The sequence below is a fragment of the Pseudomonas sp. S2_E01 genome (assembly GCF_054668365.1).
The window spans coordinates 5,494,198-5,516,559 of record NZ_CP162762.1 but is presented as its reverse complement, the minus strand read 5'-3'; the positions used below and the strand labels follow the sequence as shown (position 1 = coordinate 5,516,559).

Genomic DNA, 22,362 nt, shown 5'->3' with positions numbered 1-22,362 from the left:
CGACGAACTCATCAATCAAGGCTAGCGTTGGTCATGGGGACTCTAATAATGAAAAACCCTTATGCTCCCGGCTTTTGGTGCGCCATTGCGGCATTGGTCTTGCTGTCGGCCACCTATTTCTACGGCGTCATGCTGGCGCATCAGCTCGATCAAGCGATGGTGTTTCTCGACAGCGCAGCCGCGCTGATCGCGGTGATGGCCATCGTGGTCGTGGCCTGGGCTTCGCTTCAGGGCCAGCGCATCAAAAAAAGACAACTCGAGCAAGGCAAGACACTGGTGCTGATCTGGGACACCAAGGTTGCGTTGCGCCGGGTAGAAACCGTATTCGATCGCTATTTCTGGGGCAGCTACTGGCAACCGGGGCGCACGTTCCAGGAAGTCATGGGCGAGCTGACCGGCACGCCGCTGGAAAAAAGCCTCGAAACCCTGAAAAAGCAGTGCCAGGCGCTCGACAAGCAGATAGCCGAGGAGGGCTGGCATTGGCTGAACAATGCCCGTGAGCTCTCGGATGTCGCTTCGGCCATGGCTCGCGAACGTTATCAACTGGACTTCTGTGACCCGCGCGCGGATGTGACGGGTGGGGCGGTGATCAATCGCGACTTTGAAGTGCTGGTGTACACGTGGACGGCGCGGCTCAAGAGCTTTGATCATCAGCTTGATGAGATGGAAGTGCAGTATTCCTGAGTGCTGTGGTGCCTGGGCGGGCCTCATCGCGGGCAAGCCCGCTCCCACAGGGATCGTGTGAACACCACCTTCCACTGTGGGAGCGGGCTTGCCCGCGAAAGCGATATTGGTATCACCGCAAATTCCAGGCGATAGCCAAGCCGAAATGACATTCTTTCACCTTTAATCATTGGGCCACCCCCCGCGCCTGATGCTAACCTGCATGCCACTTTCGTCGGAGTCGAGCCATTAACCCGCCAAGGGTTCAGGGAAGACGACCACACCTCAAACAACGGACATTGACTGGGTCATTCATGAATAAATCAGCAGGCGTACTTCTTGGAATTGTTGTAGCGATTGGCGTCATCAGTGCCGGCGGTGCCTGGTACACCGGCACCCGAATCGAAGGGGTGTTGAACAGCTCGATCGCCGACGCCAACAAGGAGCTGCAAGCCGCGCTGGTCGGCACCAAGGGTACCGCTTCGCTGGAACTGGTGTCGCTGGAACGCCACCTGTTCAGCAGCACCGCGCACTACCGCCTCAAGGGTGAGGGGGACGCGTTCGGCGAAACCCCGGTCGAATTGCTCTTCGTGGACAACATTGAACACGGCCCACTGCCATTCTCGCGACTGGTGTCGCTCAAATGGCTGCCCGTCATGGCCACCAGTCACTACGCACTGGAAAAGACCCCCGTCACCGAGAGGTGGTTCGCCGCCGCCAAGGACAAGTCGCCGCTCACCGGCGTGGTCAACATTGGCTACGACAATTCCACCAACGGCAATTTTGAATTGCTGCCGTTGGACGTGGCGCTGGACGACAAGTCCCACCTGAAATTCTCCGGCCTGAACCTCGAAGTCTCGGCCAGCGCCCAGGCGCAGAAAGTCAAAGCCAACGGTTACATGGACAACTTCACCTTGACCACCGTCGACGAGAGCCAATCGCCTGTCAAAGTCGAGTTGAAAGGTCTGACCCTGGCCAGCAACCTGATCAAGAGCACTTATGGCTACTACACCGGTGAGAACACGGTCGAGCTGACGGACAGCAAAACCACATTCGGTCCACAGCAATTGGTCTTGGGCCTCAACAAATTTGAAATGAAAAGCCTCACCGAAGAGTCGGGCACCAATGCTTCCGGGCGCGCTGACTACAAGATCGGCGAAGTGTCGCTTAACGATAAAAAAGTGGGCTCCGCGCAGTTGGCCATGAGCCTGAAGAACCTCGACATTCCAGCGACGATGTCGTTGATGCAGGTATATCAGACCAAACTGCAACCCTATGAAGAGGCCGCTGCCAAGGCGGCTGCTGCCGGTGAACCGGCCCCCGAGCTGGTGCTTACCCCGGCTGAAGAGACTCAGGTCAAAGCCGATCTGGAAAAACTGTTGGCTGCCGGCCCTCAACTGGTGCTGGAAAAACTCGCCTTCACCACCGCCAACGGCGAAAGCCACGCCAATCTGGTACTGGACCTGACCAAGCCGAAATCCATGGACCTGCCGCCTGACCAGTTGATCAAACAAGTGGTTGCCCTGCTGGACGTCAACATCCAGGTGTCCAAGCCGATGCTCGTTGATGTGTTAAGCGTTCAGGGGCAACTCGATGGCCAGACCGACGCCAAGACCATTGTCGATCAGGCCAAGGCCACCGCTGATATGTTTGGCGCCATGGCCGTCGGTACACAGTTCGCGACGGTGGACGGCACAAACGTCATCAGCAAACTGCACTACGCCAACAATGAAGTGGAGTTCAATGGCCGGAAGATGACTGTTGAACAGTTTATCGGCTTCATGATGAGCAAGCTCGGCGGCGTCGAAGTCGCCGAGTAATCCCTAGAGGTCGCGGATCAGCCGCCACGCTTCGTCAATCGGCAGCGGCTGTTTCATCCGTTCGGCGAGCATCGCCATTGCCCGCTCTTCATCGCAGGCGATGGCGGCCGTAACCACCCCGTTCTTGCCGAACAGGCCAATGAACGGTGGATGATAAGGGTCGCCCTTGAACTCGACCTCGTCCCAGTCCTGGGCATGACCGAGATAGTCGTAGTTCTTGCCAAAGTGCCAGGTCCAGAAGTACGGCACATCCAGATAGTGCTCATCGCCACCCAACATGTTGGCCGCCGCAATCCTTGCGTGTTGTTGCGCCAGGCGCCAGTGTTCGATCCTTTGTGGCTGGCCGTTGAACGGGAAGGTGGCAATATCGCCTGCCGCCCACAGTCCTTCACTGACACGCATGCCGCCGTCGACTTGCAGTGACAGGTCTTTTTCCATGGGCAACCCGGCAAACGGGTCGGTGGCTGGGCTGACGCCGATGCCCACCAGGACCAGGTCTGCCGGAAGGCGCTGGCCGTCCTTGAGCTTAACCGCCTCGACCTTGTTGTTGCCCACTATCTCCGAGGCTTCGCTGTCGGTATGGAACACCACGCCGTGGGCCACGTGGCGAGCCAGAATCGCCTTGCCGACGGTCTCACCGAACTGCTTGGCAAAGGGCACGGCGTGACGGGCCAGCACCGTGACATCCAGGCCGTGTTCGCGCAGGGCGGCGGCGGACTCCATGGCAATGAAACTGTCGCCGATGACCACCGCCCGCTGGCCGGGTTGCGCGGCGTTCAGAATGGCTTGTGCCTGGTCCTTGGCGCGCAGCAGGAAGACCTGCGGCAGGTCCGCACCGGGCAGCTCGAGCGGTTTGGGGGCCCCGCCCGTGGCGAGCAACGCGGCGTGGTAGTTCACGGTCTGGCCGTTGGTCAGGCGTACGCTTCGGCTTTTGGCATCCAGGCTCGCCACTTCGGCTAGCAGGCGCTCGATGCGTTGCTCGCGATAAAAGTCATCGTCTCGCAACGCCGGGATTTCGTCCGGTGGCATTTCACCGGCGATGACAAATTTGCTCAGCACCGTGCGGTCATAACCGGCATCGGCTTCGCGGTCGATTAGCAACACGCGGCCGCCAAAACCTTTTTCCCTTAGTGCGGCTGCCGCTGCCGTGCCTGCGGCCCCCGCACCGATAATCACAAAGGTGCGATCATCATCGGCTGGCGGGGTGTGGGAATCGGGCAGCGGTTGCTCATCCACCCAGATTTCATCGCCACGGGTTTCCAAGGGATAGCGCCTGAGGCTGTCCAGTGACGGCGGCTCGCACAGGGCGCCATCGTCGATCCGATAAGCCGCTTTATGCCAAGGACAAATCAGCCGCCCATTGCAGAGCGCACCCTCGGCCAGCGGCGCGCCGGCATGGGGGCATTCGCCTTGATAAGCGCGCAGTTGATCACCTGCGCGCAACAACACGATTTTGCGCTCGCCAACACGCACTTCCAGGCCTCGGTTTTCGGGGATATCGGCTAAACGGGCAACGCGGTGCAGTGCCATGATCGCTCTCCAGGAAGGCGTTTCACTTAAGAGTTTGGCCAATATTGCGAGGTTCAGCCAAATCCCGCTGCCACGGCACGAACGGTCCGCTATAGTTTGCACGCCGACCACGGCCCCACCCGCACAAGGTGCTCCGGAATGACTCGATTGACCTCTCTGAACCCTTGGCTGGCGGCCATTGCCGTCGCCCTTTGCGTGCAGATTCCCGCACAGGCCCAGGAACGCTTCACCGTCAGCATGCCTGGCGTGTCGGACAACCGTCTTTTCACGTCGGTGGCGGCGAGCGACGCCAGCGGCTGCGGCGGCAAGAACCAGTCGCCGGCGCTGAGTTGGAACGCCGGCCCTTCGGGTACCCTGAGCTATGCCGTCGTGATGCACGATCCGGACGGCCAGAAAGGCCTGGGTGTCGATCACTGGATTCACTACGGCCTCAAGGCCAGCACCCGGCAGATCCCGTTCGGCGCTGGCACCAAGACGTCCTTTGAAGGCGCGGCGGGCACCAACAGCAAAGGCACCACCGGTTACATCGGGCCATGCCCGCCGGTGGGCGACAGCTCGCATCACTACATCATCCAGCTCTACGCCTTGGACCTCGCCCCGGACGCCTTGCCGGCGGGCCTCACCCGTGCGCAACTGATGGAAAAAATCAAAGGCCATGTGCTCAAGAACAGCAGCGTGGTGCGGCGTTATCACCGCTGAAGATTTTTCTGCGGGTTTAAGCCACTATCTATTTCAGTCGCCGATGCGTTGGAGGATGCCGTGGCCAAGAAAATCGATCGCATCGCCCAAATGCTCAATTGCCCGGAAAAGGGCGAAGAACTGCGGCGAGCGATTACCGAGAGTCGTAAGGAGTTTCTTCTGGCCAAGCAGGCTGAAGAGCCGGAGGAGGAAGACAACCTCGATGAGGACGACTTCGACGATGATTACGACGAGTTCGATTGGACCACCCCGTAGGAGCGAGCAAGCTCGCGATGGGGACCAATGATAACGTGGGAAATCTGAATGCCCGCGGTGTTTGGCCTTCCATCGCGAGCATGCTCGCTCCTACAGGAGATCAATGTCGGCCCTGTGTTGGGTCGGCTGTTTAACAGGCCTCTGTTTTACTTCCTGCAAGCTACAAATTCTTGCGCCGTTGCCTACCGCCACGCCAGAATCCGCCGGCTTGTGCGCTTTGGGACCGCTCGGTAATTTGATTCCTGTCACTGATTGTCAGTGATCGGGTTTAGCAGCCTGTCGTGTTAGTGAAGTGCATAGCGTCCTCTTCATGGTGGCTGTGCGTGGGGCGCCCTCGGGCGCGCCGGTTTGCTAACTCCCCGGTCTGCTAACCCGCGCACAGCCGCCACCCATCGTTTAGCAGCGACGCGTGAACGGCTCCACTTCCGGAGTTAGTCAAATGTCCAAAGCCATTCCCGACCCACCGAAAACCGAACCAGAGCAACCCGCACGCGAAGGCTCGCTCTTTGCCGTCAATCCCCACATCCACACCGAAGCCCTGCTCTCCAACGCCTCCGAAGACCTGCTGGCGATCAGTGCCTTGGCCGCTGACCTCGCCGACGAAATCAACGGCTCCCGCCGCTCCATCGCCCTGGCGATCAACCGCATGGCCAATGGCGTCCACCTGCTGGTGGAACGAGCGCTGGATCATCTGGATGACCCGGAAATGGCCGCCATCTTCGCCAAACAACAAAACCGTTCCCTCGACGCTTCAACATAGCCCGTGCACACAACCTGTGGGGAGGCTGCCGAACTTCGTGAAGCTATCGCTGCCAGCTGTCGGCGGATATCGATCATCTGTTGCTGCGTCAGGTGGCGGGTCACCTGGACAGCCAGCGTGTGGTACTGGCCCCGGGCAGCGCGGCGCTTTGAGGCGCGCATCGTCCATGACGAAGCCTTTTTGCAGGTACTCGCCCAGCGTTCGGGTGGCCCATTGGCGAAATTGCGAGCCGCGGGTTGAGCGAACGCGGTAGCCGATGGCAATGATCATCGGCAGAGCATAGAGCTGAGTCAGGTAATCCTTGCCATCAGCAGCAGTTGTCAACTTTGAGTTGACAACTGCTGCCTCTGCCAGCTCCCCCTCGGCCAAAACCGCCTGAATGTGTTTGTTAATGTTCTGCTTGCTGGACTGATACAGCTCGGCGAGTTCCAGTTGAGTCAGCCAGACCTGATCATTCATTTCTCGCAGACTGAACTGCGCCAAGCCATCTTCCGTGCTGTAAAGAATCAAGTCGTTGACGGCCATTAGGCAATTTTTACCCCGATCCGAAATTTCCTGGCGACAGGTCTTTTCATCAGTGCGAAGCTCATGTCACTTCCTTTGTTGTATGGGTGGCTCTGAAGACAAAGTCTGTCGGGTTGATCGGCATATTGAACGCGTTGCCGAAAGGGCGGAACAAGGAAGGTGTTTCAGCTATCGACAGCGGCGCAATTGCGCCCACAAAAAAGCCCCAGACCCTACGGCCTGAGGCTTTCTCGTTTGCAAATATGGTGCACCAGGCGGGATTCGAACCCACGACCCCTGCCTTCGGAGGGCAGTACTCTATCCAGCTGAGCTACTGGTGCAATGCGGGCGCATGATACTCATATGCTTGGCGGGCGTCCATGCTGCTGAATCGACAGCGCTTTTTCAAAGCGTAACCCACGTTTGCTACGCTGATCTGAAAAATGAGGTTAAGGCGGCGTTTTCGTTCTTTTTTTCGAACAGGCTATTGTCCTTTACCCCCTTTGATCCTAGGATTCGTTTGAGATTTCAAACGCTCTTGTCTGGGTGCTGAACCGCACGAATCCATTGCGTGCGCTATTTATGTGCTTCAGCCCGGTGAATGATTTCCCTGACGGCAGCCTTCAAGGCGCCTTTCTACAATCATAATTCGCTCCGCGCGTGCGCGGTGCTGTTCAAGGAAAGCCGACATGCAGCTTAAAGACACCCAGTTGTTCCGCCAGCAAGCCTTCATTGATGGCGCTTGGGTCGATGCGGACAATGGTCAGACGATCAAGGTCAACAACCCGGCAACGGGTGAAATCCTGGGCACCGTGCCGAAGATGGGCGCTGCCGAAACCCGCCGCGCCATCGAAGCGGCCGACAAGGCGCTGCCGGCCTGGCGTGCACTGACCGCCAAGGACCGCGCCAACAAGCTGCGTCGCTGGTTCGAGTTGATCATCGAGAACCAGGACGACCTGGCGCGCCTGATGACCCTCGAGCAAGGCAAGCCATTGGCCGAAGCCAAGGGCGAAATCGTTTATGCCGCTTCCTTCATCGAGTGGTTCGCCGAAGAGTCCAAGCGCATCTACGGTGACGTGATCCCGGGCCACCAGCCAGACAAGCGTCTGATCGTGATCAAGCAGCCAATCGGCGTGACCGCCGCGATTACCCCGTGGAACTTCCCGGCCGCTATGATCACCCGTAAAGCCGGCCCGGCCCTGGCCGCCGGTTGCACCATGGTGCTCAAGCCTGCTTCGCAAACCCCGTTCTCGGCTTTCGCCCTGGCCGAACTGGCCCAGCGTGCCGGTATTCCGGCTGGCGTGTTCAGTGTGGTGACCGGCAGCGCCGGCGACATCGGCAGCGAGCTGACCGGTAACCCGATCGTGCGCAAATTGTCCTTCACCGGTTCGACCGAAATCGGTCGTCAACTGATGTCCGAATGCGCCAAGGACATCAAGAAAGTGTCCCTGGAACTGGGCGGCAACGCGCCGTTCATCGTGTTTGACGACGCGGACCTGGATAAGGCTGTCGAAGGCGCGATCATTTCCAAGTACCGCAACAACGGCCAGACCTGCGTCTGCGCCAACCGCCTGTACATTCAGGATTCGGTCTACGACGCGTTCGCCGAGAAGCTGAAAGCGGCTGTGGCCAAGCTGAAGATCGGCAACGGTCTGGAAGAAGGCACCACCACTGGCCCGCTGATCGACGAAAAAGCCGTGGCCAAGGTTCAGGAGCACATCGCTGACGCGGTTTCCAAAGGCGCCACCGTGCTGTCCGGCGGCAAGTCCATCGAAGGCAACTTCTTCGAGCCGACCATCCTGACCAACGTGCCAAAGAACGCGGCCGTGGCCAAGGAAGAAACCTTCGGTCCATTGGCACCGCTGTTCCGCTTCAAAGATGAAGCCGAAGTGATTGCGATGTCCAACGACACCGAATTCGGTCTGGCTTCTTACTTCTATGCCCGTGATCTGGGTCGTGTGTTCCGTGTGGCCGAAGCCCTGGAATACGGCATGGTGGGCGTCAACACCGGCCTGATCTCCAACGAAGTTGCGCCTTTCGGCGGCATCAAGGCCTCGGGCCTGGGCCGTGAAGGCTCCAAGTACGGCATCGAAGATTACCTGGAAATCAAATACCTCTGCCTGGGCATCTAAGGCGTCCCGGCAAGGCATTGCTTCAAGCGCAAAGGGCACGAGAGCGCTGTCCTTTGCGCCGCTTCAAATGGCAAATTTCTTTGCGGCCGGGAACGCCGTGGCAGTCGATCATCGCATGCTGCCGCCGTTGACTCCCCGCCGCTTCATCCTTGAACCACGCCGCCCGATGAGCGGTGAATGAGGACTGTAATGAGCAAGACTAACGCTGATTTGATGGCCCGCCGTGTCGCCGCTGTACCTCGCGGTGTTGGCCAGATTCACCCGATCTTCGCCGAGTCCGCGAAGAACGCCACCGTGACGGACGTTGAAGGTCGCGAGTTCATCGACTTCGCCGGCGGCATTGCCGTGCTGAACACTGGCCACGTGCACCCGAAAATCATTGCCGCCGTGACCGAGCAGTTGAACAAGCTGACCCACACCTGCTTCCAGGTACTGGCCTATGAGCCATACGTGGAACTGTGCGAAAAAATCAACGCCAAGGTGCCGGGTGATTTCGCCAAGAAAACCCTGCTGGTCACCACCGGTTCCGAAGCGGTCGAGAACGCCGTGAAAATCGCCCGTGCGGCGACTGGCCGTGCCGGCGTGATCGCGTTCACTGGCGCTTACCACGGTCGCACCATGATGACCCTGGGCCTGACCGGTAAAGTCGTACCTTACTCGGCTGGCATGGGCCTGATGCCAGGTGGCATCTTCCGCGCGCTGTACCCGAACGAGCTGCACGGTGTGAGCATCGACGACTCGATCGCCAGCATCGAACGCATCTTCAAGAACGACGCAGAGCCAAAAGACATCGCCGCGATCATCATCGAGCCTGTTCAGGGTGAAGGTGGTTTCTACGTGGCACCCAAAGAATTCATGAAGCGCCTGCGTGCCCTGTGCGACCAGCACGGCATCCTGCTGATCGCTGACGAAGTGCAAACCGGCGCTGGTCGTACCGGCACCTTCTTCGCCATGGAGCAGATGGGCGTTGCCGCCGACCTGACCACCTTCGCCAAGTCCATCGCGGGCGGCTTCCCGCTGGCCGGTGTGTGCGGCAAGGCCGACTACATGGACGCCATCGCTCCAGGCGGCCTGGGCGGCACCTACGCCGGTAGCCCGATCGCTTGCGCTGCGGCGCTGGCCGTGATGGAAGTGTTCGAAGAAGAGCACCTGCTGGACCGCTGCAAGGCCGTCGGCGAGCGTCTGGTGACTGGCCTCAAGGCTATCCAGGCCAAGTACCCGGTGATCGGCGAAGTGCGTGCCCTGGGCGCGATGATCGCCGTCGAGCTGTTCGAAAACGGCGACAGCCACAAGCCAAACGCTGCCGCTGTAGCCTCGGTCGTGGCCAAGGCGCGCGACAAGGGCCTGATCCTGCTGTCCTGCGGCACCTATGGCAACGTTCTGCGCGTACTGGTGCCGCTGACTTCGCCGGATGAGCAACTGGACAAAGGCCTGGCAATCATCGAAGAGTGCTTCTCGGAGCTTTGATTAGAGCCTCGATGATTGTGTGACCTGATCGACAAAAAACCCGCTCCGGCGGGTTTTTTGTTGCCTGCGAAACACCCTGGCCTGTTTCGAATCGCGCACATTGTCTAAGGTGCATGTATTGAGAGGGAGCTTTGTGCATGACTGCTGTTGATTTGCCTGCCGTACCCCGAGTGCTGATTGCTGAGGCGGACCCCTGGTCGCGCGATCTGCTCAAGGAAGTCCTGCTGAAAGTGCGTTGCGATGCGCGCCTGGACCTGTGTGCCGATGGCAAGGACGCGCTGACGCGTCTGGCAGAAAACGCTTACGACCTGGTCATCGCCGACTGGGAGTTGCCGGGCGTGGATGGCCTCAACGTCCTGCGTGGCATTCGTCAGCGCAAACGTCAGCCACCGCTGCCATTCATCCTGATGAGCAGCCGCAGCGACAGCGCCAGCGTGCGCGAGGCATTACCCCTGGCGCCCACCGCCTACCTGACCAAGCCGTTGAACATGGACAGCCTGACCCGGCGCCTGCAGGGTTTGCTGCTTGACGCCGGTGAAGAAGTGTTCTGTGAGATTCCGGCGCTGGCGCCAGGCATGACACTGTCGGTGTTTCTCGAGCGTCGCCGCGACCTGACCGAAGGCGCGCCGCTGATGACCGATGTGCAATTGGCGGTCAAACGCAGCCTCAACCCCAATGGCCTGGACCTCACGCGACTGGAAGATGAAGTACGTAACGATCCACAAATTACTGCGGTGCTGATCGCCGCTGCCAACAGTGCGGCCCAGCATCATGGTGCGGGCGTGCAAACCCTGTCTCAGGCGCTGCAACGCCTGGGCACCGGTCAGAGCATGAACCTGATTCTCGGTCTGGCGTTGAAGCGCAGCGCGCAGCTCAGTGATCCTCTTCTTGCCGATTACGCCGAGCGTTTTTGGGACCTCTCGCTGCACACCGCCGAATACGCCCGCACGCTGGCGCGCTTGCTGGATCTGGATCAGGAGCGCTGTTACTGCGCGGGCATGTTGCATCGCTTGGGCGACCTGGCGTTGCTGCGCTGCTTGCAGGAGTGGCGGCAGGCCGGCGGTGAGCTGGATGAATGGGAAGAAGTCGGCGAGGCGCTGGCCGAATTTGGCGCGGCCTACGGTTCGGCGCTGCGCACCCGCTGGCGGCTGCCCCTGGAGCTGCGTGAGCTGATTGCGGCGGTGTATCAGCTCGGTGGCGGGGTTTATTCCCGCGAGGCGCTGGTGATGAACATGGCGGCGCAGTTGGCGCGGCTGAACGAGCATGAGGGGCTGGAAGAGCTGGCCAAAAGCCGGACGGCGCGGTTGCTCAAGATCGGTTTGCCGGAACTGGTGCGGATGCGCAAGAAATAAGACTGCCGCTCCCACAGTTGTTATGTGTACAGGCCATCACCCCGAAATAATCCGGTTCTTGCCCTGACGTTTGGCTTCGTACATCGCCGCGTCTGCCCGGGCAAACAGGCTTTCGATGCTTGCATCCTCGGCCTTCAGGTTGGTCAGGCCCTGGCTGACGGTGATACCGAACGTCCTCTGCTCATGGTTGAAACTCAACCGTTGAATCTCCCGTTGCAAACGTTCGGCCACTTGCAGGGCCATGTCGGGTGCACACCCTGGGAACACCGCCGCAAACTCCTCGCCACCAATGCGCCCGAACACATCGCCCCGTCGCAAGGCGCCGCGCCCGGTCTCGGCGATCTGCTGCAACACCTTGTCGCCCTCGGGATGGCCGTAGGTGTCGTTGATCTGCTTGAAGTCATCGATGTCCAGCAACAGGAACGCCAGGGGGCCGCCTTGCTGGCGAGCCAGCTCGAATTCGCGGTGGGCACAGTCGAAGAAGTGCCGACGGTTACTGCTCTGGGTCAGCACATCGGTGGTCGCGAGGCGATGCAGCTCGCTTTCCATGTTTTTCTTGTCGGTGATGTCTTCGGCAAAGCCGACAATGATTACCGGCTGGCCCGGCTCCACCCGGCGTTTGAGGAAGCACTTGTCACTCAGCCAGCGCACCTGGCCATCGGCGGCGATGATGCGGTACTCACGGTCTTCGACCGCGCCCTTGACCAGTACTTCGGCGAGGCTGCGCTCGGCGTATTCCAGATCGTCCGGGTAAATGCTGTCGCGCCACTGGTTGTAGTCGCTCAGTAACAGACCCGCGGAACGACCAAATATCCGTTCATAGGCAGGGCTGACATAAAGCACCTGGCGGGTTTCCCAGTTGAACGCCCACAGCACGGCGTTGACGCTCACCAGCAGAGCGCTGAACAACTGTTCGCGTTCACTCAGGCGGGCGACCTCTCCCTGGGCATGCATCAAGGCCATCAGGGTTTGCGCGGCCTCGGGCCACGGGGGGACGGATGAGTCTTGCAGGTTCTTGTTGAGCATCGACACAAATCTCAAAGGGCGTGCTGCGTGTTCGACAGCGGCTACAGCCAGGCCCGCCGTAGTGGCGAAGTGTTTTTGAGATATGAGATTTGGAGCGAAGTTCCGAAGGGTGCGCCCCTGAACAGGGCGCACCGATCAACGGTGTCAGGCGACAGTGGCGGGGCGTAGGGAGTAGGTCTTCAACTGGTCGGCGAAATCGCGCAGCGACTGAATCCCGCTGGCTTCGGCTTCGTGGACCCAGTCCTTGATCGCCGCCAGCATGTCGTGACCATTTGCACTGGTCTTGACCCAGATCTGCTGCAAGGCCAGTCGTTTCTCGTAAATTACCTTCAGCGCCTGACTGTGCTCGAGCATGGTCTGGATGCGAACGTGGTGTTTGTCATCGAGCAGGCTGGTCTCGCGCGAGAGCAGGCGCTTGGCCCGGTGGAACTGGTGACGGACCGAGTGATCGACCTTTTCCAGCTCCTGTTTGACCAGCGGCGCGATGACCAATTTGCGGTACTGGGCCATGATCTGGAAGCGGTTGTTAAGGATGGCGATGGCGGTGTCCATGTCCAGGATGCCCTTGCCTTCGACCCTATGGGCGATTGGCGCCACCCGTTGCACCTTGGCCAGGCGCAAGAAGCTGAAGACCTGGATCCAGGCCCAACCCAGGTCGAATTCCCACTTTTTCACCGACAGTTTGGCCGAGTTAGGGTAGGTGTGATGATTGTTATGCAGTTCTTCGCCGCCAATCAGGATGCCCCACGGCACCAGGTTGGTCGCGGCATCGCGGCATTCGAAGTTGCGGTAACCCACGGCATGCCCAAGGCCGTTGACCACGCCGGCCGCCCAGATCGGGATCCACATCATCTGGATGGCCCAGATGGTGATGCCGATGGTGCCGAACAGCAGCAGGTCGATGACCGCCATGATCATCACGCCCAGCTTGGGGTAGCGGCTGTAAAGGTTGCGCTCGATCCAGTCCTCGGGGCAGTTCTTGCCGTAGATGCGCAGGGTTTCGGGATTTTCGGCCTCGGCGCGGTACAGCTCGGCGCCTTTGCGCAGCACCGTGGACAAGCCTTTGATGACCGGGCTGTGCGGATCATCGACCGTTTCGCACTTGGCGTGATGCTTGCGGTGAATGGCGGTCCACTCGCGGGTGTTCTGGGCTGTGGTCAGCCACAGCCAGAAGCGGAAGAAATGTTTCAGACCGGCATTGAGCTCAAGGGAGCGATGGGCTGAATAACGATGCAGATAGACCGTGACGCCGATGATCGTGACGTGGGTCATCAGCAGGGTGACTGCCACCAGAGACCAGGGCGACAAGCCGAGAAAACCTTGGTACCACATAGACAATTGGGCCCTCGAATAAAGAAAAAACAGCCGTTGCATTATCACTGAGCACACAGATAAAACCAGTCGCTCTTTCAGATAAGAGTCTCTGGATGTTACTTAACTTATAATTCGAAACCTTTTTCAGGGACAGGGACAGCACGAAATGTCTGCCACCTATCGCGTCGCATTGCGTGCGGCACTGTTCTACCTGCTGCTGTCGGTCGTATGGCTGCAGGTGAGCGGTTATTTATTGAACAGTTTCTTCGATGGCTCCGACGAGCAGATGCGTTGGCAACTGATCAACGGTTATTTCTGGGTCCTGCTTAGCGCCGGGCTGATCTTCGTTGCCCGTACGCGATTGCTGCGTTGCCTGGGCTTCGGCGCCACATTGCGCGAACATCATGAGGATCGCGAGCGTCTGCGTCAGGCTGCGGCCGTGTTCGATTGCACCCGTGAGGGCGTGCTGGTCACCAACGGCGAGGGGGTGATCGTCCATGTAAACCGCGCTTTCATGCAAATCACCGGTTATCAGCAAGAAGAAGTCCTGGGTCAGGAGCCCAGGATGTTCAAGTCCGGCCACCATCCGGCATCGTTCTACCAGACCATGTTCAACACGCTGCAGCGCGGCGGCGAATGGAGCGGTGAAATCTGGAACCGTCGTAAAAGTGGTGAAATTTACCCGCAATGGCAGACGATCCGCCTGATTCGCGATGATCACGGCGAGCCCAGTCACTACGTCGCGGTATTTTCCGACATCAGCAAGATCAAGGACTCGGAGCACGAGCTCAAGTACCTCGCGCACCACGACCCGCTGACCGACCTGCCCAATCGGCTGCTGTTCACCGACCGCGCCCAGCAGGCCCTGGCGTCGGCACAGATCAACAAGCGCGGCTGTGCGCTGCTGCTGATCGATCTGGATCACTTCAAAATGATCAACGACAGCCTGGGCCACACCGTCGGCGACAAACTGCTCAAGGCGGTGGCCAAACGCCTGAAAGCGATGTTCGGCCCGGGCATTACCCTGGCCCGGCTCGGCGGTGACGAGTTCGCGGTGCTGGCGGAGAACTGCCCGCAACTGGTGCAGGCGGCGGCGCTGGCCCAACGAATCCTTGATGGTCTGCGCGAGCAGTTCCCGATCGATGACCACCAGTTGTTCATCAACGCGAGTATTGGCATCAGCCTGTTTCCTGGCGATGCCCTGAGCGCCGAACAGCTGTTGCGCAATGCTGACTCGGCCTTGTTCAAGACCAAAAGCGCGGGGCGCGATGGCTACGCGCTGTACACCGAAGAACTGACCGCCCATGCACAGCAGCGGGTCGAAACCACGTTTGAGCTGCGCCGGGCGTTGGAGCAGCAGGAACTGCGCGTGCATTATCAGCCAGTGCATGAACTCAAGTCCGGCCGCCTGGTGGGCGTCGAGGCGCTGGTACGTTGGGAGCATCCGCAAAGGGGACTGGTATCGCCCGCCGAGTTCATTCCAATTGCCGAACGTACCGGCCTGATTGCCGAGATAGACGCCTGGGTCATGCGTCAGGCCTGCCAGCAGATGTGCCAGTGGCAACAGGCGGGCGTCGTGTTGTCGTTTGTCGCGGTGAATGTTTCATCACGCCTGTTCGCCCGTCACGAGTTGTATCAGCAAGTGGCGCAGGCCCTGCACGACACCGGGCTGGATCCGGCGTACCTGGAACTGGAAGTCACCGAAAGCGCAGTCATGGACGACCCGGAAGTGGCACTGGAGCAGATGTACCGCCTGCGCGAGCTGGGTGTGCGGTTGGCCATCGATGATTTCGGCACGGGTTATTCATCGTTGCTGCGGCTCAAGCGCTTGCCAGTGCAGAAGCTCAAGATCGACCAGGGTTTTGTCGCTGGCTTGCCGTGGGACGAAGACGATGGCGCCATCGTGCGGGTGATCATCGCCTTGGCACAAAGCATGGGCATGCAAGTCCATGCCGAGGGCATCGAACAGGTCGAGCAGGCCGCGTTCATCCTCGAGCAGGGCGGCGATCTCGGCCAGGGCTACTGGTTCGGCCGCCCCATGCCGGCCGAACAACTCGACTGGACCCGAGCCCCGTTAATCCCCGTCGTCACCTCCTGACAGCTTGCAGCTTGCAGCTTGCAGCTTGCAGCTTGAAGCTGCTTTTTAGTTCTATAAACATTCTTAAATAGTCTTTTTAAGAATATCTGCATCTCTCTACTATTGGTCTCACGCCGTAAGCAGTCCCGAAAGCTGCCAGGCAACCTCTCAGTCGAAGGAGCAGCACCATGAGCGCATCCCTGCGTAGCGTTGACGGTCAAGACGAAGCCACCATTTTGCGTGAGATCCAGAGCGCCCTGCGCGACCTGCGTTTCGGCGCCGTGGAAATCACGGTGCACAACGCCCAGGTGGTGCAGATCGAGCGCAAGGAAAAATTCCGCTTGCAGAACCCGAGCAACAAGCCGAGCTGAACCGCCGGCAAGCCGCTACCCGCCCCTATAAAAAAAGCCAACACACTTAGAATTCCAGGAGCTTTCACCATGTCGTCGATTCGTCATTTCGCTTTGGCCGCCCTGGCCAGTGCCCTTTTTGCGGGTTCCGCGGTTGCCAAGGACTATGAGCTGCTCAACGTGTCGTACGATCCGACCCGTGAGCTGTATCAGGACTACAACGCCGAATTCGTCAATTTCTGGAAGAAAAGCAATCCAGGCGACAACGTGAAAATCCAGCAGTCCCATGGCGGTTCGGGCAAGCAGGGCCGCGCCGTCATCGACGGGCTGCGTGCCGACGTGGTGACCCTGGCCCTGGCCGGCGACATCGACGAAATCGCCAAACTGGGCAAGACCCTGCCGGCTGATTGGCAGAAACGCCTGCCGGACGCGAGTACGCCTTACACGTCGACCATCGTGTTCCTGGTGCGCAAGGGCAACCCAAAAGGCATCAAGGACTGGGGCGATCTGGTCAAGAATGACGTGTCGGTCATTACGCCTAACCCGAAAACCTCCGGCGGCGCACGCTGGAACTTCCTGGCCGCCTGGGCCTATGGCCTCAAAGCCAACGGCGGTGACGAGGCCAAGGCCAAGCAATATGTAGAGACCTTGTTCAAGCACGTGCCTGTGCTGGACACGGGCGCTCGTGGTTCGACCATCACCTTCGTCAACAATGGTCAGGGCGACGTACTGCTCGCCTGGGAAAACGAAGCCTTCCTGGCCCTGAAAGAAGATGGCGGCGCCGATAAGTTCGAAATCGTCGTGCCTTCGCTGTCGATCCTTGCCGAGCCGCCCGTTGCAGTGGTCGACAAAAACGCCGAGAAGAAGGGCAACGAGCAAATCGCCGAAGCCTACCTCAAGCACCTGTACAGCCCGGCCGGCCAGGAAATCGCCGCGAAGAACTTCTACCGTCCACGGGACAAGGACGTGGCCGCCAAGTACACCCAGCAGTTCCCGAAACTGGAACTGGTGACCATCGACAAGGACTTTGGCGGCTGGAAAACCGCACAGCCGAAGTTCTTCAATGACGGTGGCGTGTTCGACCAGATCTATCAGGCGCAGTAATCTACCCAATACGAGCCTGGATGCTCAGGCATACAAACCTGTAGGAGCGAGCTTGCTCGCGATAGCGGAGTGTCAGTCAAGTATGTATCAACTGACCCACCGCCATCGCGAGCAAGCTCGCTCCTCCAGGATTGCGTTTATTGACCAAGGACTTTTATGTCGCGTCGTATCTCCCCCGTCATACCCGGCTTCGGGCTGACGCTGGGCTACACCTTGGTGTACCTCAGTCTGATTGTGCTTATTCCGCTGGCAGCGATGTTTGTCCATGCGGCCCAACTCACCTGGGATCAGTTCTGGGCCATTGTCTCGGCGCCCCGCGTGCTGGCCGCATTGAAGCTGAGCTTTGGTACCGCGCTGTACGCTGCAATCATCAACGGCATCATTGGGACGTTGCTGGCCTGGGTGCTGGTGCGCTATACCTTCCCGGGTCGCAAGATCATCGATGCGATGATCGACCTGCCGTTCGCCCTGCCCACCGCCGTGGCGGGTATCGCGTTGACCGCGTTGTACGCGCCGGCAGGCCTGGTCGGGCAATTCGCTACTGACCTGGGTTTCAAAATCGCTTATTCCCCTCTCGGCATCACCCTGGCACTGACCTTCGTCACGCTGCCGTTCGTGGTCCGCACCGTGCAGCCGGTGTTGGCTGATATTCCTCGTGAGGTTGAGGAGGCGGCCGCTTGCCTGGGTGCGAAACCGCTTCAGGTGTTCCGTCATATCCTTGTGCCCGCGCTGCTGCCCGCTTGGCTGACCGGTTTCGCCCTGGCCTTCGCTCGTGGGGTCGGCGAGTACGGCTCGGTGATTTTCATCGCCGGCAACATGCCAATGAAAACCGAGATCCTGCCGCTGCTGATCATGGTCAAGCTCGACCAGTACGATTACACCGGCGCGACGGCCATTGGCGTGCTGATGCTGGTGGTTTCCTTCGTCCTGTTGCTGCTGATCAACCTGCTGCAACGCCGCATCGAAACCCCATAAGGAGGCGCGAACCATGTCCCAATCGTCTATTGCGGCCGCCTCTTCGGCCAATGCTGCCCGCCGTGGCAGTGCCACTTCCCGACGCGTCCTGATCGGCCTCGGCTGGTTGGTGTTCGCGCTGTTCCTGTTGTTGCCCCTGTTGATCGTCGTGTCTCAGGGCCTGAAGAATGGCCTGGGGTCTTTCTTCACCGCGATCCTTGAACCGGACGCCCTGTCGGCGCTGAAACTCACGGTGATCGCCGTATTGATTTCGGTGCCGCTGAACCTGGTGTTCGGCGTCAGCGCCGCGTGGTGCGTGAGCAAGTACTCGTTCCGTGGCAAGAGCATTCTGGTGACGTTGATCGACCTGCCATTCTCGGTGTCGCCGGTCATCGCGGGTCTGGTGTATGTGTTGATGTTCGGTGCTCAGGGCCTGTTCGGGCCGTGGCTGCAGGATCACGACATCCAGATCGTCTTCGCCTTGCCGGGCATCGTGCTGGCGACGATTTTCGTCACCGTGCCGTTCGTGGCGCGCGAGCTGATCCCGTTGATGCAGGAACAAGGCACTCAGGAAGAGGAAGCCGCACGCCTGCTGGGCGCCAATGGCTGGCAGATGTTCTGGCACGTCACCGTTCCCAACATCAAATGGGGCCTGATCTACGGCGTGGTGCTGTGTACTGCCCGTGCGATGGGTGAGTTCGGGGCGGTGTCGGTGGTTTCCGGGCACATTCGCGGGGTGACCAACACCTTGCCGCTGCACGTCGAGATCCTCTACAACGAATACAACCACGTGGCTGCGTTCGCGGTTGCGAGCCTGTTGCTGATCATGGCGCTCTTCATCTTGCTGCTCAAGCAGTGGAGCGAAAACCGTATTAACCGCCTGCGCGCCAGCGCCGCGGAGGAATAATTCATGTCGATCGAAGTGCGTAACGTCAGCAAGAATTTCAACGCGTTCAAGGCCCTGGACCACATCAGCCTGGATATTCAGAGCGGCGAACTGGTGGCGCTGCTGGGCCCGTCGGGTTGCGGCAAGACCACGCTGCTACGGATCATCGCCGGCCTGGAAACGCCGGATCAGGGCAACATCGTGTTCCATGGCGAGGACGTTTCCGGCCACGACGTGCGTGATCGCAACGTCGGCTTCGTGTTCCAGCACTACGCCCTGTTCCGCCACATGACGGTGTTCGACAACGTCGCGTTCGGCCTGCGCATGAAACCGAAAAACCAGCGTCCGAGCGAAAGCCAGATTGCCACCAAGGTTCACGAACTGTTGAACATGGTGCAACTGGACTGGCTGTCGGATCGCTACCCGGAGCAACTGTCGGGGGGACAGCGCCAGCGTATCGCCCTGGCTCGTGCCCTGGCGGTGGAGCCCAAGGTGCTGCTGCTGGACGAACCGTTCGGCGCCCTCGACGCCAAGGTTCGCAAGGAGCTACGGCGCTGGCTGGCGCGGTTGCACGAAGACATCAACCTGACCTCGGTATTCGTGACCCACGACCAGGAAGAAGCGATGGAAGTCGCCGACCGTATCGTGGTGATGAACAAGGGCGTGATCGAGCAGATCGGCTCGCCGGGTGATGTCTACGAAAACCCGGCCAGTGATTTCGTCTACCACTTCCTCGGCGACTCGAACCGCCTGCACTTGGGCGAGGACAACCATGTGCTGTTCCGTCCGCACGAAGTGTCGCTGTCACGGCATGAACTGGATGATCACCACGCCGCCGAAGTGCGCGATATTCGTCCGCTGGGCGCGACGACCCGTGTGACGTTGAAGGTTGAAGGGCAGAGCGATCTGATCGAGGCCGAAGTGGTAAAGGACCACGACAGCCTGATTGGCTTGGCGAAGGGGGAGACACTGTTCTTCAAACCGAAGGTCTGGCAGAAAGTCGCCAATCTCTAAAAGCGAAAAGCATCGCGGGCAAGCCCGCTCCTACAGTGGGCCGGTGTGAACACAAAATCTGTGATCAACCGGTAACCCTGTGGAGCGGGCTTGCCCGCGATAGCGATCTAAGCCGCTGCGCGATTCGGATTGACTCGCACCCCACCCACCCGCGCCTCGATCTGCTCTTTGAGGCCGTGCCGCATCCCCAGCAGGAACGCCAGTTCCACCACCACGAATAACGGCCCGACGATCAAACCGGTCAGGTCATCGACAAACGCCGGCTTGCGCCCTTCGTAATAATGCCCGACAAACTGGATGGCCCAGCCCACCACGAACAGCCCGATGCCGCTGGCCAGCCAGACCAGGGTGCTTTGCTGCGCCACGGCGTGGCCCGCCCAAACGGCCAGCCCCATCAAGACGCTCATCAGGACGCCCAGGCGCAGTTCCAGGCGCAGGTAGAACCAGGCCGATGCCAGGGCCACCAGCACCGCCGGGGAAAGCCAGCCACCGGCCCATTGCGGACGGGCCAGCAACACGGCCACCGCCACGACAATCAGGGGAATGCCAACAAAGTGGCTGGCGATATTGCGCGGGTCACGGTGATAGGCGGCGTATTGGCTGAGTTGATCAACGAGGGTTTTTTTCATTGTTATTCCTCCTGTAGGGTGATCGATCATGCCCCAGGTTTCGGCGTTCGCTCTGTCAGCCAGGCGACAATCTCCAGGAGTTTCGATGGACACGCAGGTTTGGCGCTCGCGCCTGATGACGGGCCAGTGGTTCAGCCATCTTCCTTCGCCCTTACAGAATAGTCTGCTGTCGACCGCCAGGGTGCGACGCCTGGCGGCCGGACAGCGTCTGTTCAAACGCGGTGATCCACCCTGCGGGTTGTACGCGGTGCTGGACGGCGCGATACGCATCGGCACGGTGAGTGAACAGGGCAAGGAAGCGTTGCTGAGCCTGGTGGAACCGCCGCACTGGTTCGGTGAAATCTGCCTGTTCGACGGCCAACCGCGCACCCACGATGCATTTGCCATGGGGGAATGCACGCTGCTGCACATTGCGCAGTTGACGCTGCTGGCCCTGCTCGACGAGCAGCCTGCCTACTGGCGACAACTGGCTCTGCTGATGAGCCAGAAACTGCGGCTGACCTTCATCAACCTCGAGCAGCTGAGCCTGATGCCGGCCCCGGCCCGTCTGGCTCATCGCCTGTTGCTGATCGCCGAGGGCTATGGCGAACTCGACCCACCACGGCGAGTCCTGCACCTGCCACAGGAGCAATTGGCGTCGATGCTGTCGCTGTCACGCCAAACCACCAATCAAATTCTCAAGGACTTGCAGGGGCAAGGGATTCTGAATTTGAAGTATGGCGAGATTGTGATTCTGGATGTGGAACGGTTGCGGGTGTTGGCGTCGATTTGAAAGCCGCTCCCACAGGGGCAGAGCTACAACCTCACCGCAACCCATCCCGAAACTGCCCCGGTGTCATCCCGGTCCAGCGCTTGAACGCACGACTGAAACTGCTGGTGTCGGCAAACCCCAGCAGGTAGCTGATCTCATTCAACGAACATTGCGGGTCTCGCAGGTGCAGCAGGGCGAGGTTCTCGCGGCTTTCGTTGAGCAGTGTGTCGAATCGGCAACCTTCGTCCGCCAAGTGCCGTTGCAGGCTGCGCAGGCTCAGGTGCAGGGCTTGGGCGATGTGCTCTGCGCTGGGTTCACCCTCGGGCAGTTGCTCTTCGATGGCGTCGCGCACCTTGCGCTCCCAGGTCAGCGGTTTGAGCTGCGCCAGGGTGCGCTTGAGCACGGCTTCATTGTGCTCGGCCAGTTCCGGGTTGGCATCGTCCAGGTGGCTGTCGAAATCCGCCAGGGAAAACTCCAGCCGGTCCTCGGCAGCCGAAAAATGGACCGGGGCGCGAAACACCTTGTGCCATTGATGCGGGTCTGCCGGTTCGGGGCGGCGCAGGTACACCGCCAGTGGCGCGTAATCCCGACCGAGACGGTTGCGACAAGTGCGCACGTAGATTGCCATGAAGGCGTCGATGGCCTCGAAGGCCGGCGATGGATTGCCGGGCGGGATGTGCAAGCGAAAGTGATAGCGGTCTTCGGCACGGCTCAATTCAAGCACCAGGGCATCGCTGACCACCGGGTGATAGCGCACGATGCGCTCGAACACCTCGCGCAAGCTGCCGCTCGCCACCAAGGCATAACCGAGGGCATGGAATGTGGTCGGGCTGACGAATCGAGACACGCGCAACCCAATCGCCGGGTCGCCGCTGGCCTGCACGGCGATTTCCCAAAAGCGTGTGGTGCCGGACAACGGGTAACGTGCGTTCGGGTCGTCCATCCATTGCGGGTCGAGCCCCGCCTGCCTGCACAGGTCGGTGCTGTCCAGACCCAGCGCATCGAGTTGCTTGCGCAGGGCACGGGTCCAGCTGGCGAGGGTGGTCGGTTCACTCATGCTGATTGGCGCTTCCGG

20 protein-coding genes, 1 tRNA gene and 1 pseudogene are annotated in these 22,362 nt (G+C 60.0%); 15 read left to right on the top strand and 7 right to left on the bottom strand.

Features of this window, described 5'->3' with window-relative positions; translation table 11 throughout:
* Positions 1-48 precede the first annotated feature (48 nt).
* Together AB4O36_RS25400 and AB4O36_RS25395 are read left to right on the top strand one after the other, a co-directional pair.
* The gene (locus AB4O36_RS25400) at positions 49-684 is read left to right on the top strand and encodes an NADH:ubiquinone oxidoreductase subunit N (RefSeq protein WP_460119189.1); all 636 of its coding nucleotides are present in this window, start codon (positions 49-51) and stop codon (positions 682-684) included.
* Positions 685-977: 293 nt separating this feature from the next.
* A complete protein-coding gene (locus AB4O36_RS25395; RefSeq protein WP_460140553.1) occupies positions 978-2,483 on the top strand; it encodes a YdgA family protein in 1,506 nt (501 codons plus the stop codon).
* Positions 2,484-2,486: 3 nt separating this feature from the next.
* On the opposite strand, the gene AB4O36_RS25390 is transcribed toward AB4O36_RS25395, so the two are convergent.
* Entirely contained in the window at positions 2,487-4,013 is a 1,527-nt protein-coding gene (locus tag AB4O36_RS25390) for an FAD-dependent oxidoreductase (protein ID WP_460119185.1), read from the bottom strand.
* Between the two features lie 138 nt (positions 4,014-4,151).
* On the opposite strand from AB4O36_RS25390, the gene AB4O36_RS25385 reads away from it, so the two are divergent.
* The 3 genes from AB4O36_RS25385 to AB4O36_RS25375 all read left to right on the top strand — a co-directional run bounded on the left by AB4O36_RS25385 (position 4,152) and on the right by AB4O36_RS25375 (position 5,727).
* On the top strand, positions 4,152-4,712 hold the full coding sequence (locus tag AB4O36_RS25385) for a YbhB/YbcL family Raf kinase inhibitor-like protein (protein ID WP_460140552.1): 561 nt from the start codon (positions 4,152-4,154) through the stop codon (positions 4,710-4,712).
* A gap of 30 nt (positions 4,713-4,742) precedes the next feature.
* Positions 4,743-4,967, top strand: coding sequence for a hypothetical protein (locus AB4O36_RS25380; protein ID WP_460126857.1), 225 nt, complete (start codon positions 4,743-4,745; stop codon positions 4,965-4,967).
* 439 nt (positions 4,968-5,406) lie between these two features.
* A complete protein-coding gene (locus AB4O36_RS25375; RefSeq protein WP_460140551.1) occupies positions 5,407-5,727 on the top strand; it encodes a DUF6124 family protein in 321 nt (106 codons plus the stop codon).
* Between the two features lie 204 nt (positions 5,728-5,931).
* On the opposite strand, the pseudogene rhuM reads toward AB4O36_RS25375, so the two are convergent.
* Positions 5,932-6,186 (bottom strand): annotated as a pseudogene (gene rhuM, locus AB4O36_RS25370) (RhuM family protein); the annotation flags it as partial.
* Between the two features lie 309 nt (positions 6,187-6,495).
* Positions 6,496-6,572, bottom strand: a tRNA-Arg gene (locus AB4O36_RS25365).
* A 348-nt stretch (positions 6,573-6,920) separates the two neighbouring features.
* On the opposite strand from AB4O36_RS25365, the gene gabD reads away from it, so the two are divergent.
* From gabD to AB4O36_RS25350, 3 genes are all read left to right on the top strand, one after another.
* Entirely contained in the window at positions 6,921-8,363 is a 1,443-nt protein-coding gene (gene gabD / locus AB4O36_RS25360; protein ID WP_460119179.1) for an NADP-dependent succinate-semialdehyde dehydrogenase, read from the top strand.
* A gap of 189 nt (positions 8,364-8,552) precedes the next feature.
* Entirely contained in the window at positions 8,553-9,830 is a 1,278-nt protein-coding gene (gene gabT, locus AB4O36_RS25355) for a 4-aminobutyrate--2-oxoglutarate transaminase (protein ID WP_460119177.1), read from the top strand.
* 137 nt (positions 9,831-9,967) lie between these two features.
* On the top strand, positions 9,968-11,182 hold the full coding sequence (locus AB4O36_RS25350; protein ID WP_460140550.1) for an HDOD domain-containing protein: 1,215 nt from the start codon (positions 9,968-9,970) through the stop codon (positions 11,180-11,182).
* Positions 11,183-11,218: 36 nt separating this feature from the next.
* Here AB4O36_RS25350 and AB4O36_RS25345 read toward each other — a convergent pair whose 3' ends face one another.
* On the bottom strand, positions 11,219-12,208 hold the full coding sequence (locus tag AB4O36_RS25345) for a GGDEF domain-containing protein (protein WP_460140549.1): 990 nt from the start codon (positions 12,206-12,208) through the stop codon (positions 11,219-11,221).
* A gap of 144 nt (positions 12,209-12,352) precedes the next feature.
* Entirely contained in the window at positions 12,353-13,540 is a 1,188-nt protein-coding gene (gene desA / locus AB4O36_RS25340) for a delta-9 fatty acid desaturase DesA (RefSeq protein ID WP_460142176.1), read from the bottom strand.
* Between the two features lie 148 nt (positions 13,541-13,688).
* On the opposite strand from desA, the gene dibA reads away from it, so the two are divergent.
* From dibA to AB4O36_RS25310, 6 genes are all read left to right on the top strand, one after another.
* A complete protein-coding gene (gene dibA / locus AB4O36_RS25335; protein ID WP_460140548.1) occupies positions 13,689-15,620 on the top strand; it encodes a phosphodiesterase DibA in 1,932 nt (643 codons plus the stop codon).
* 167 nt (positions 15,621-15,787) lie between these two features.
* Positions 15,788-15,970: a sulfur starvation response protein OscA gene (gene oscA / locus AB4O36_RS25330; protein WP_007945260.1), complete on the top strand. Its 183-nt coding sequence runs from the start codon at positions 15,788-15,790 to the stop codon at positions 15,968-15,970.
* Positions 15,971-16,039: 69 nt separating this feature from the next.
* Entirely contained in the window at positions 16,040-17,053 is a 1,014-nt protein-coding gene (locus AB4O36_RS25325) for a sulfate ABC transporter substrate-binding protein (protein WP_460119169.1), read from the top strand.
* A gap of 156 nt (positions 17,054-17,209) precedes the next feature.
* On the top strand, positions 17,210-18,028 hold the full coding sequence (gene cysT, locus AB4O36_RS25320; RefSeq protein ID WP_460119167.1) for a sulfate ABC transporter permease subunit CysT: 819 nt from the start codon (positions 17,210-17,212) through the stop codon (positions 18,026-18,028).
* A 13-nt stretch (positions 18,029-18,041) separates the two neighbouring features.
* The gene (gene cysW, locus AB4O36_RS25315) at positions 18,042-18,914 is read left to right on the top strand and encodes a sulfate ABC transporter permease subunit CysW (RefSeq protein WP_460119165.1); all 873 of its coding nucleotides are present in this window, start codon (positions 18,042-18,044) and stop codon (positions 18,912-18,914) included.
* A 3-nt stretch (positions 18,915-18,917) separates the two neighbouring features.
* Positions 18,918-19,907, top strand: a complete 990-nt coding sequence (locus AB4O36_RS25310) for a sulfate/molybdate ABC transporter ATP-binding protein (RefSeq protein ID WP_460119163.1) — start codon at positions 18,918-18,920, stop codon at positions 19,905-19,907.
* A gap of 107 nt (positions 19,908-20,014) precedes the next feature.
* On the opposite strand, the gene AB4O36_RS25305 is transcribed toward AB4O36_RS25310, so the two are convergent.
* Positions 20,015-20,536, bottom strand: a complete 522-nt coding sequence (locus AB4O36_RS25305; RefSeq protein ID WP_460140547.1) for an Mpo1 family 2-hydroxy fatty acid dioxygenase — start codon at positions 20,534-20,536, stop codon at positions 20,015-20,017.
* Between the two features lie 85 nt (positions 20,537-20,621).
* On the opposite strand from AB4O36_RS25305, the gene AB4O36_RS25300 reads away from it, so the two are divergent.
* The gene (locus AB4O36_RS25300; protein ID WP_460140546.1) at positions 20,622-21,308 is read left to right on the top strand and encodes a Crp/Fnr family transcriptional regulator; all 687 of its coding nucleotides are present in this window, start codon (positions 20,622-20,624) and stop codon (positions 21,306-21,308) included.
* A gap of 31 nt (positions 21,309-21,339) precedes the next feature.
* Here AB4O36_RS25300 and AB4O36_RS25295 read toward each other — a convergent pair whose 3' ends face one another.
* Positions 21,340-22,344 carry an AraC family transcriptional regulator gene (locus tag AB4O36_RS25295; RefSeq protein WP_460119157.1) on the bottom strand — a complete coding sequence of 335 codons (1,005 nt, stop codon included), beginning with the start codon at positions 22,342-22,344 and terminating at the stop codon, positions 21,340-21,342.
* Positions 22,345-22,362: the final 18 nt, after the last annotated feature.

Excerpts from the sequence above, each read along its gene's own strand:
- AB4O36_RS25390 (WP_460119185.1), bottom strand. The coding sequence starts at position 4,013 with ATGGCACTGCACCGCGTTGCCCGTTTAGCCGATATCCCCGAAAACCGA.
- AB4O36_RS25345 (WP_460140549.1), bottom strand. The coding sequence starts at position 12,208 with ATGCTCAACAAGAACCTGCAAGACTCATCCGTCCCCCCGTGGCCCGAG.
- AB4O36_RS25395 (WP_460140553.1), top strand. The coding sequence starts at position 978 with ATGAATAAATCAGCAGGCGTACTTCTTGGAATTGTTGTAGCGATTGGC.
- AB4O36_RS25375 (WP_460140551.1), top strand. The coding sequence starts at position 5,407 with ATGTCCAAAGCCATTCCCGACCCACCGAAAACCGAACCAGAGCAACCC.
- gabT (WP_460119177.1), top strand. The coding sequence starts at position 8,553 with ATGAGCAAGACTAACGCTGATTTGATGGCCCGCCGTGTCGCCGCTGTA.
- AB4O36_RS25400 (WP_460119189.1), top strand. The coding sequence starts at position 49 with ATGAAAAACCCTTATGCTCCCGGCTTTTGGTGCGCCATTGCGGCATTG.
- oscA (WP_007945260.1), top strand. The coding sequence starts at position 15,788 with ATGAGCGCATCCCTGCGTAGCGTTGACGGTCAAGACGAAGCCACCATT.
- AB4O36_RS25325 (WP_460119169.1), top strand. The coding sequence starts at position 16,040 with ATGTCGTCGATTCGTCATTTCGCTTTGGCCGCCCTGGCCAGTGCCCTT.
- AB4O36_RS25310 (WP_460119163.1), top strand. The coding sequence starts at position 18,918 with ATGTCGATCGAAGTGCGTAACGTCAGCAAGAATTTCAACGCGTTCAAG.
- AB4O36_RS25385 (WP_460140552.1), top strand. The coding sequence starts at position 4,152 with ATGACTCGATTGACCTCTCTGAACCCTTGGCTGGCGGCCATTGCCGTC.
- cysT (WP_460119167.1), top strand. The coding sequence starts at position 17,210 with ATGTCGCGTCGTATCTCCCCCGTCATACCCGGCTTCGGGCTGACGCTG.
- gabD (WP_460119179.1), top strand. The coding sequence starts at position 6,921 with ATGCAGCTTAAAGACACCCAGTTGTTCCGCCAGCAAGCCTTCATTGAT.
- dibA (WP_460140548.1), top strand. The coding sequence starts at position 13,689 with ATGTCTGCCACCTATCGCGTCGCATTGCGTGCGGCACTGTTCTACCTG.
- AB4O36_RS25305 (WP_460140547.1), bottom strand. The coding sequence starts at position 20,536 with ATGAAAAAAACCCTCGTTGATCAACTCAGCCAATACGCCGCCTATCAC.
- cysW (WP_460119165.1), top strand. The coding sequence starts at position 18,042 with ATGTCCCAATCGTCTATTGCGGCCGCCTCTTCGGCCAATGCTGCCCGC.
- AB4O36_RS25350 (WP_460140550.1), top strand. The coding sequence starts at position 9,968 with ATGACTGCTGTTGATTTGCCTGCCGTACCCCGAGTGCTGATTGCTGAG.
- desA (WP_460142176.1), bottom strand. The coding sequence starts at position 13,540 with ATGTGGTACCAAGGTTTTCTCGGCTTGTCGCCCTGGTCTCTGGTGGCA.
- AB4O36_RS25295 (WP_460119157.1), bottom strand. The coding sequence starts at position 22,344 with ATGAGTGAACCGACCACCCTCGCCAGCTGGACCCGTGCCCTGCGCAAG.
- AB4O36_RS25300 (WP_460140546.1), top strand. The coding sequence starts at position 20,622 with ATGGACACGCAGGTTTGGCGCTCGCGCCTGATGACGGGCCAGTGGTTC.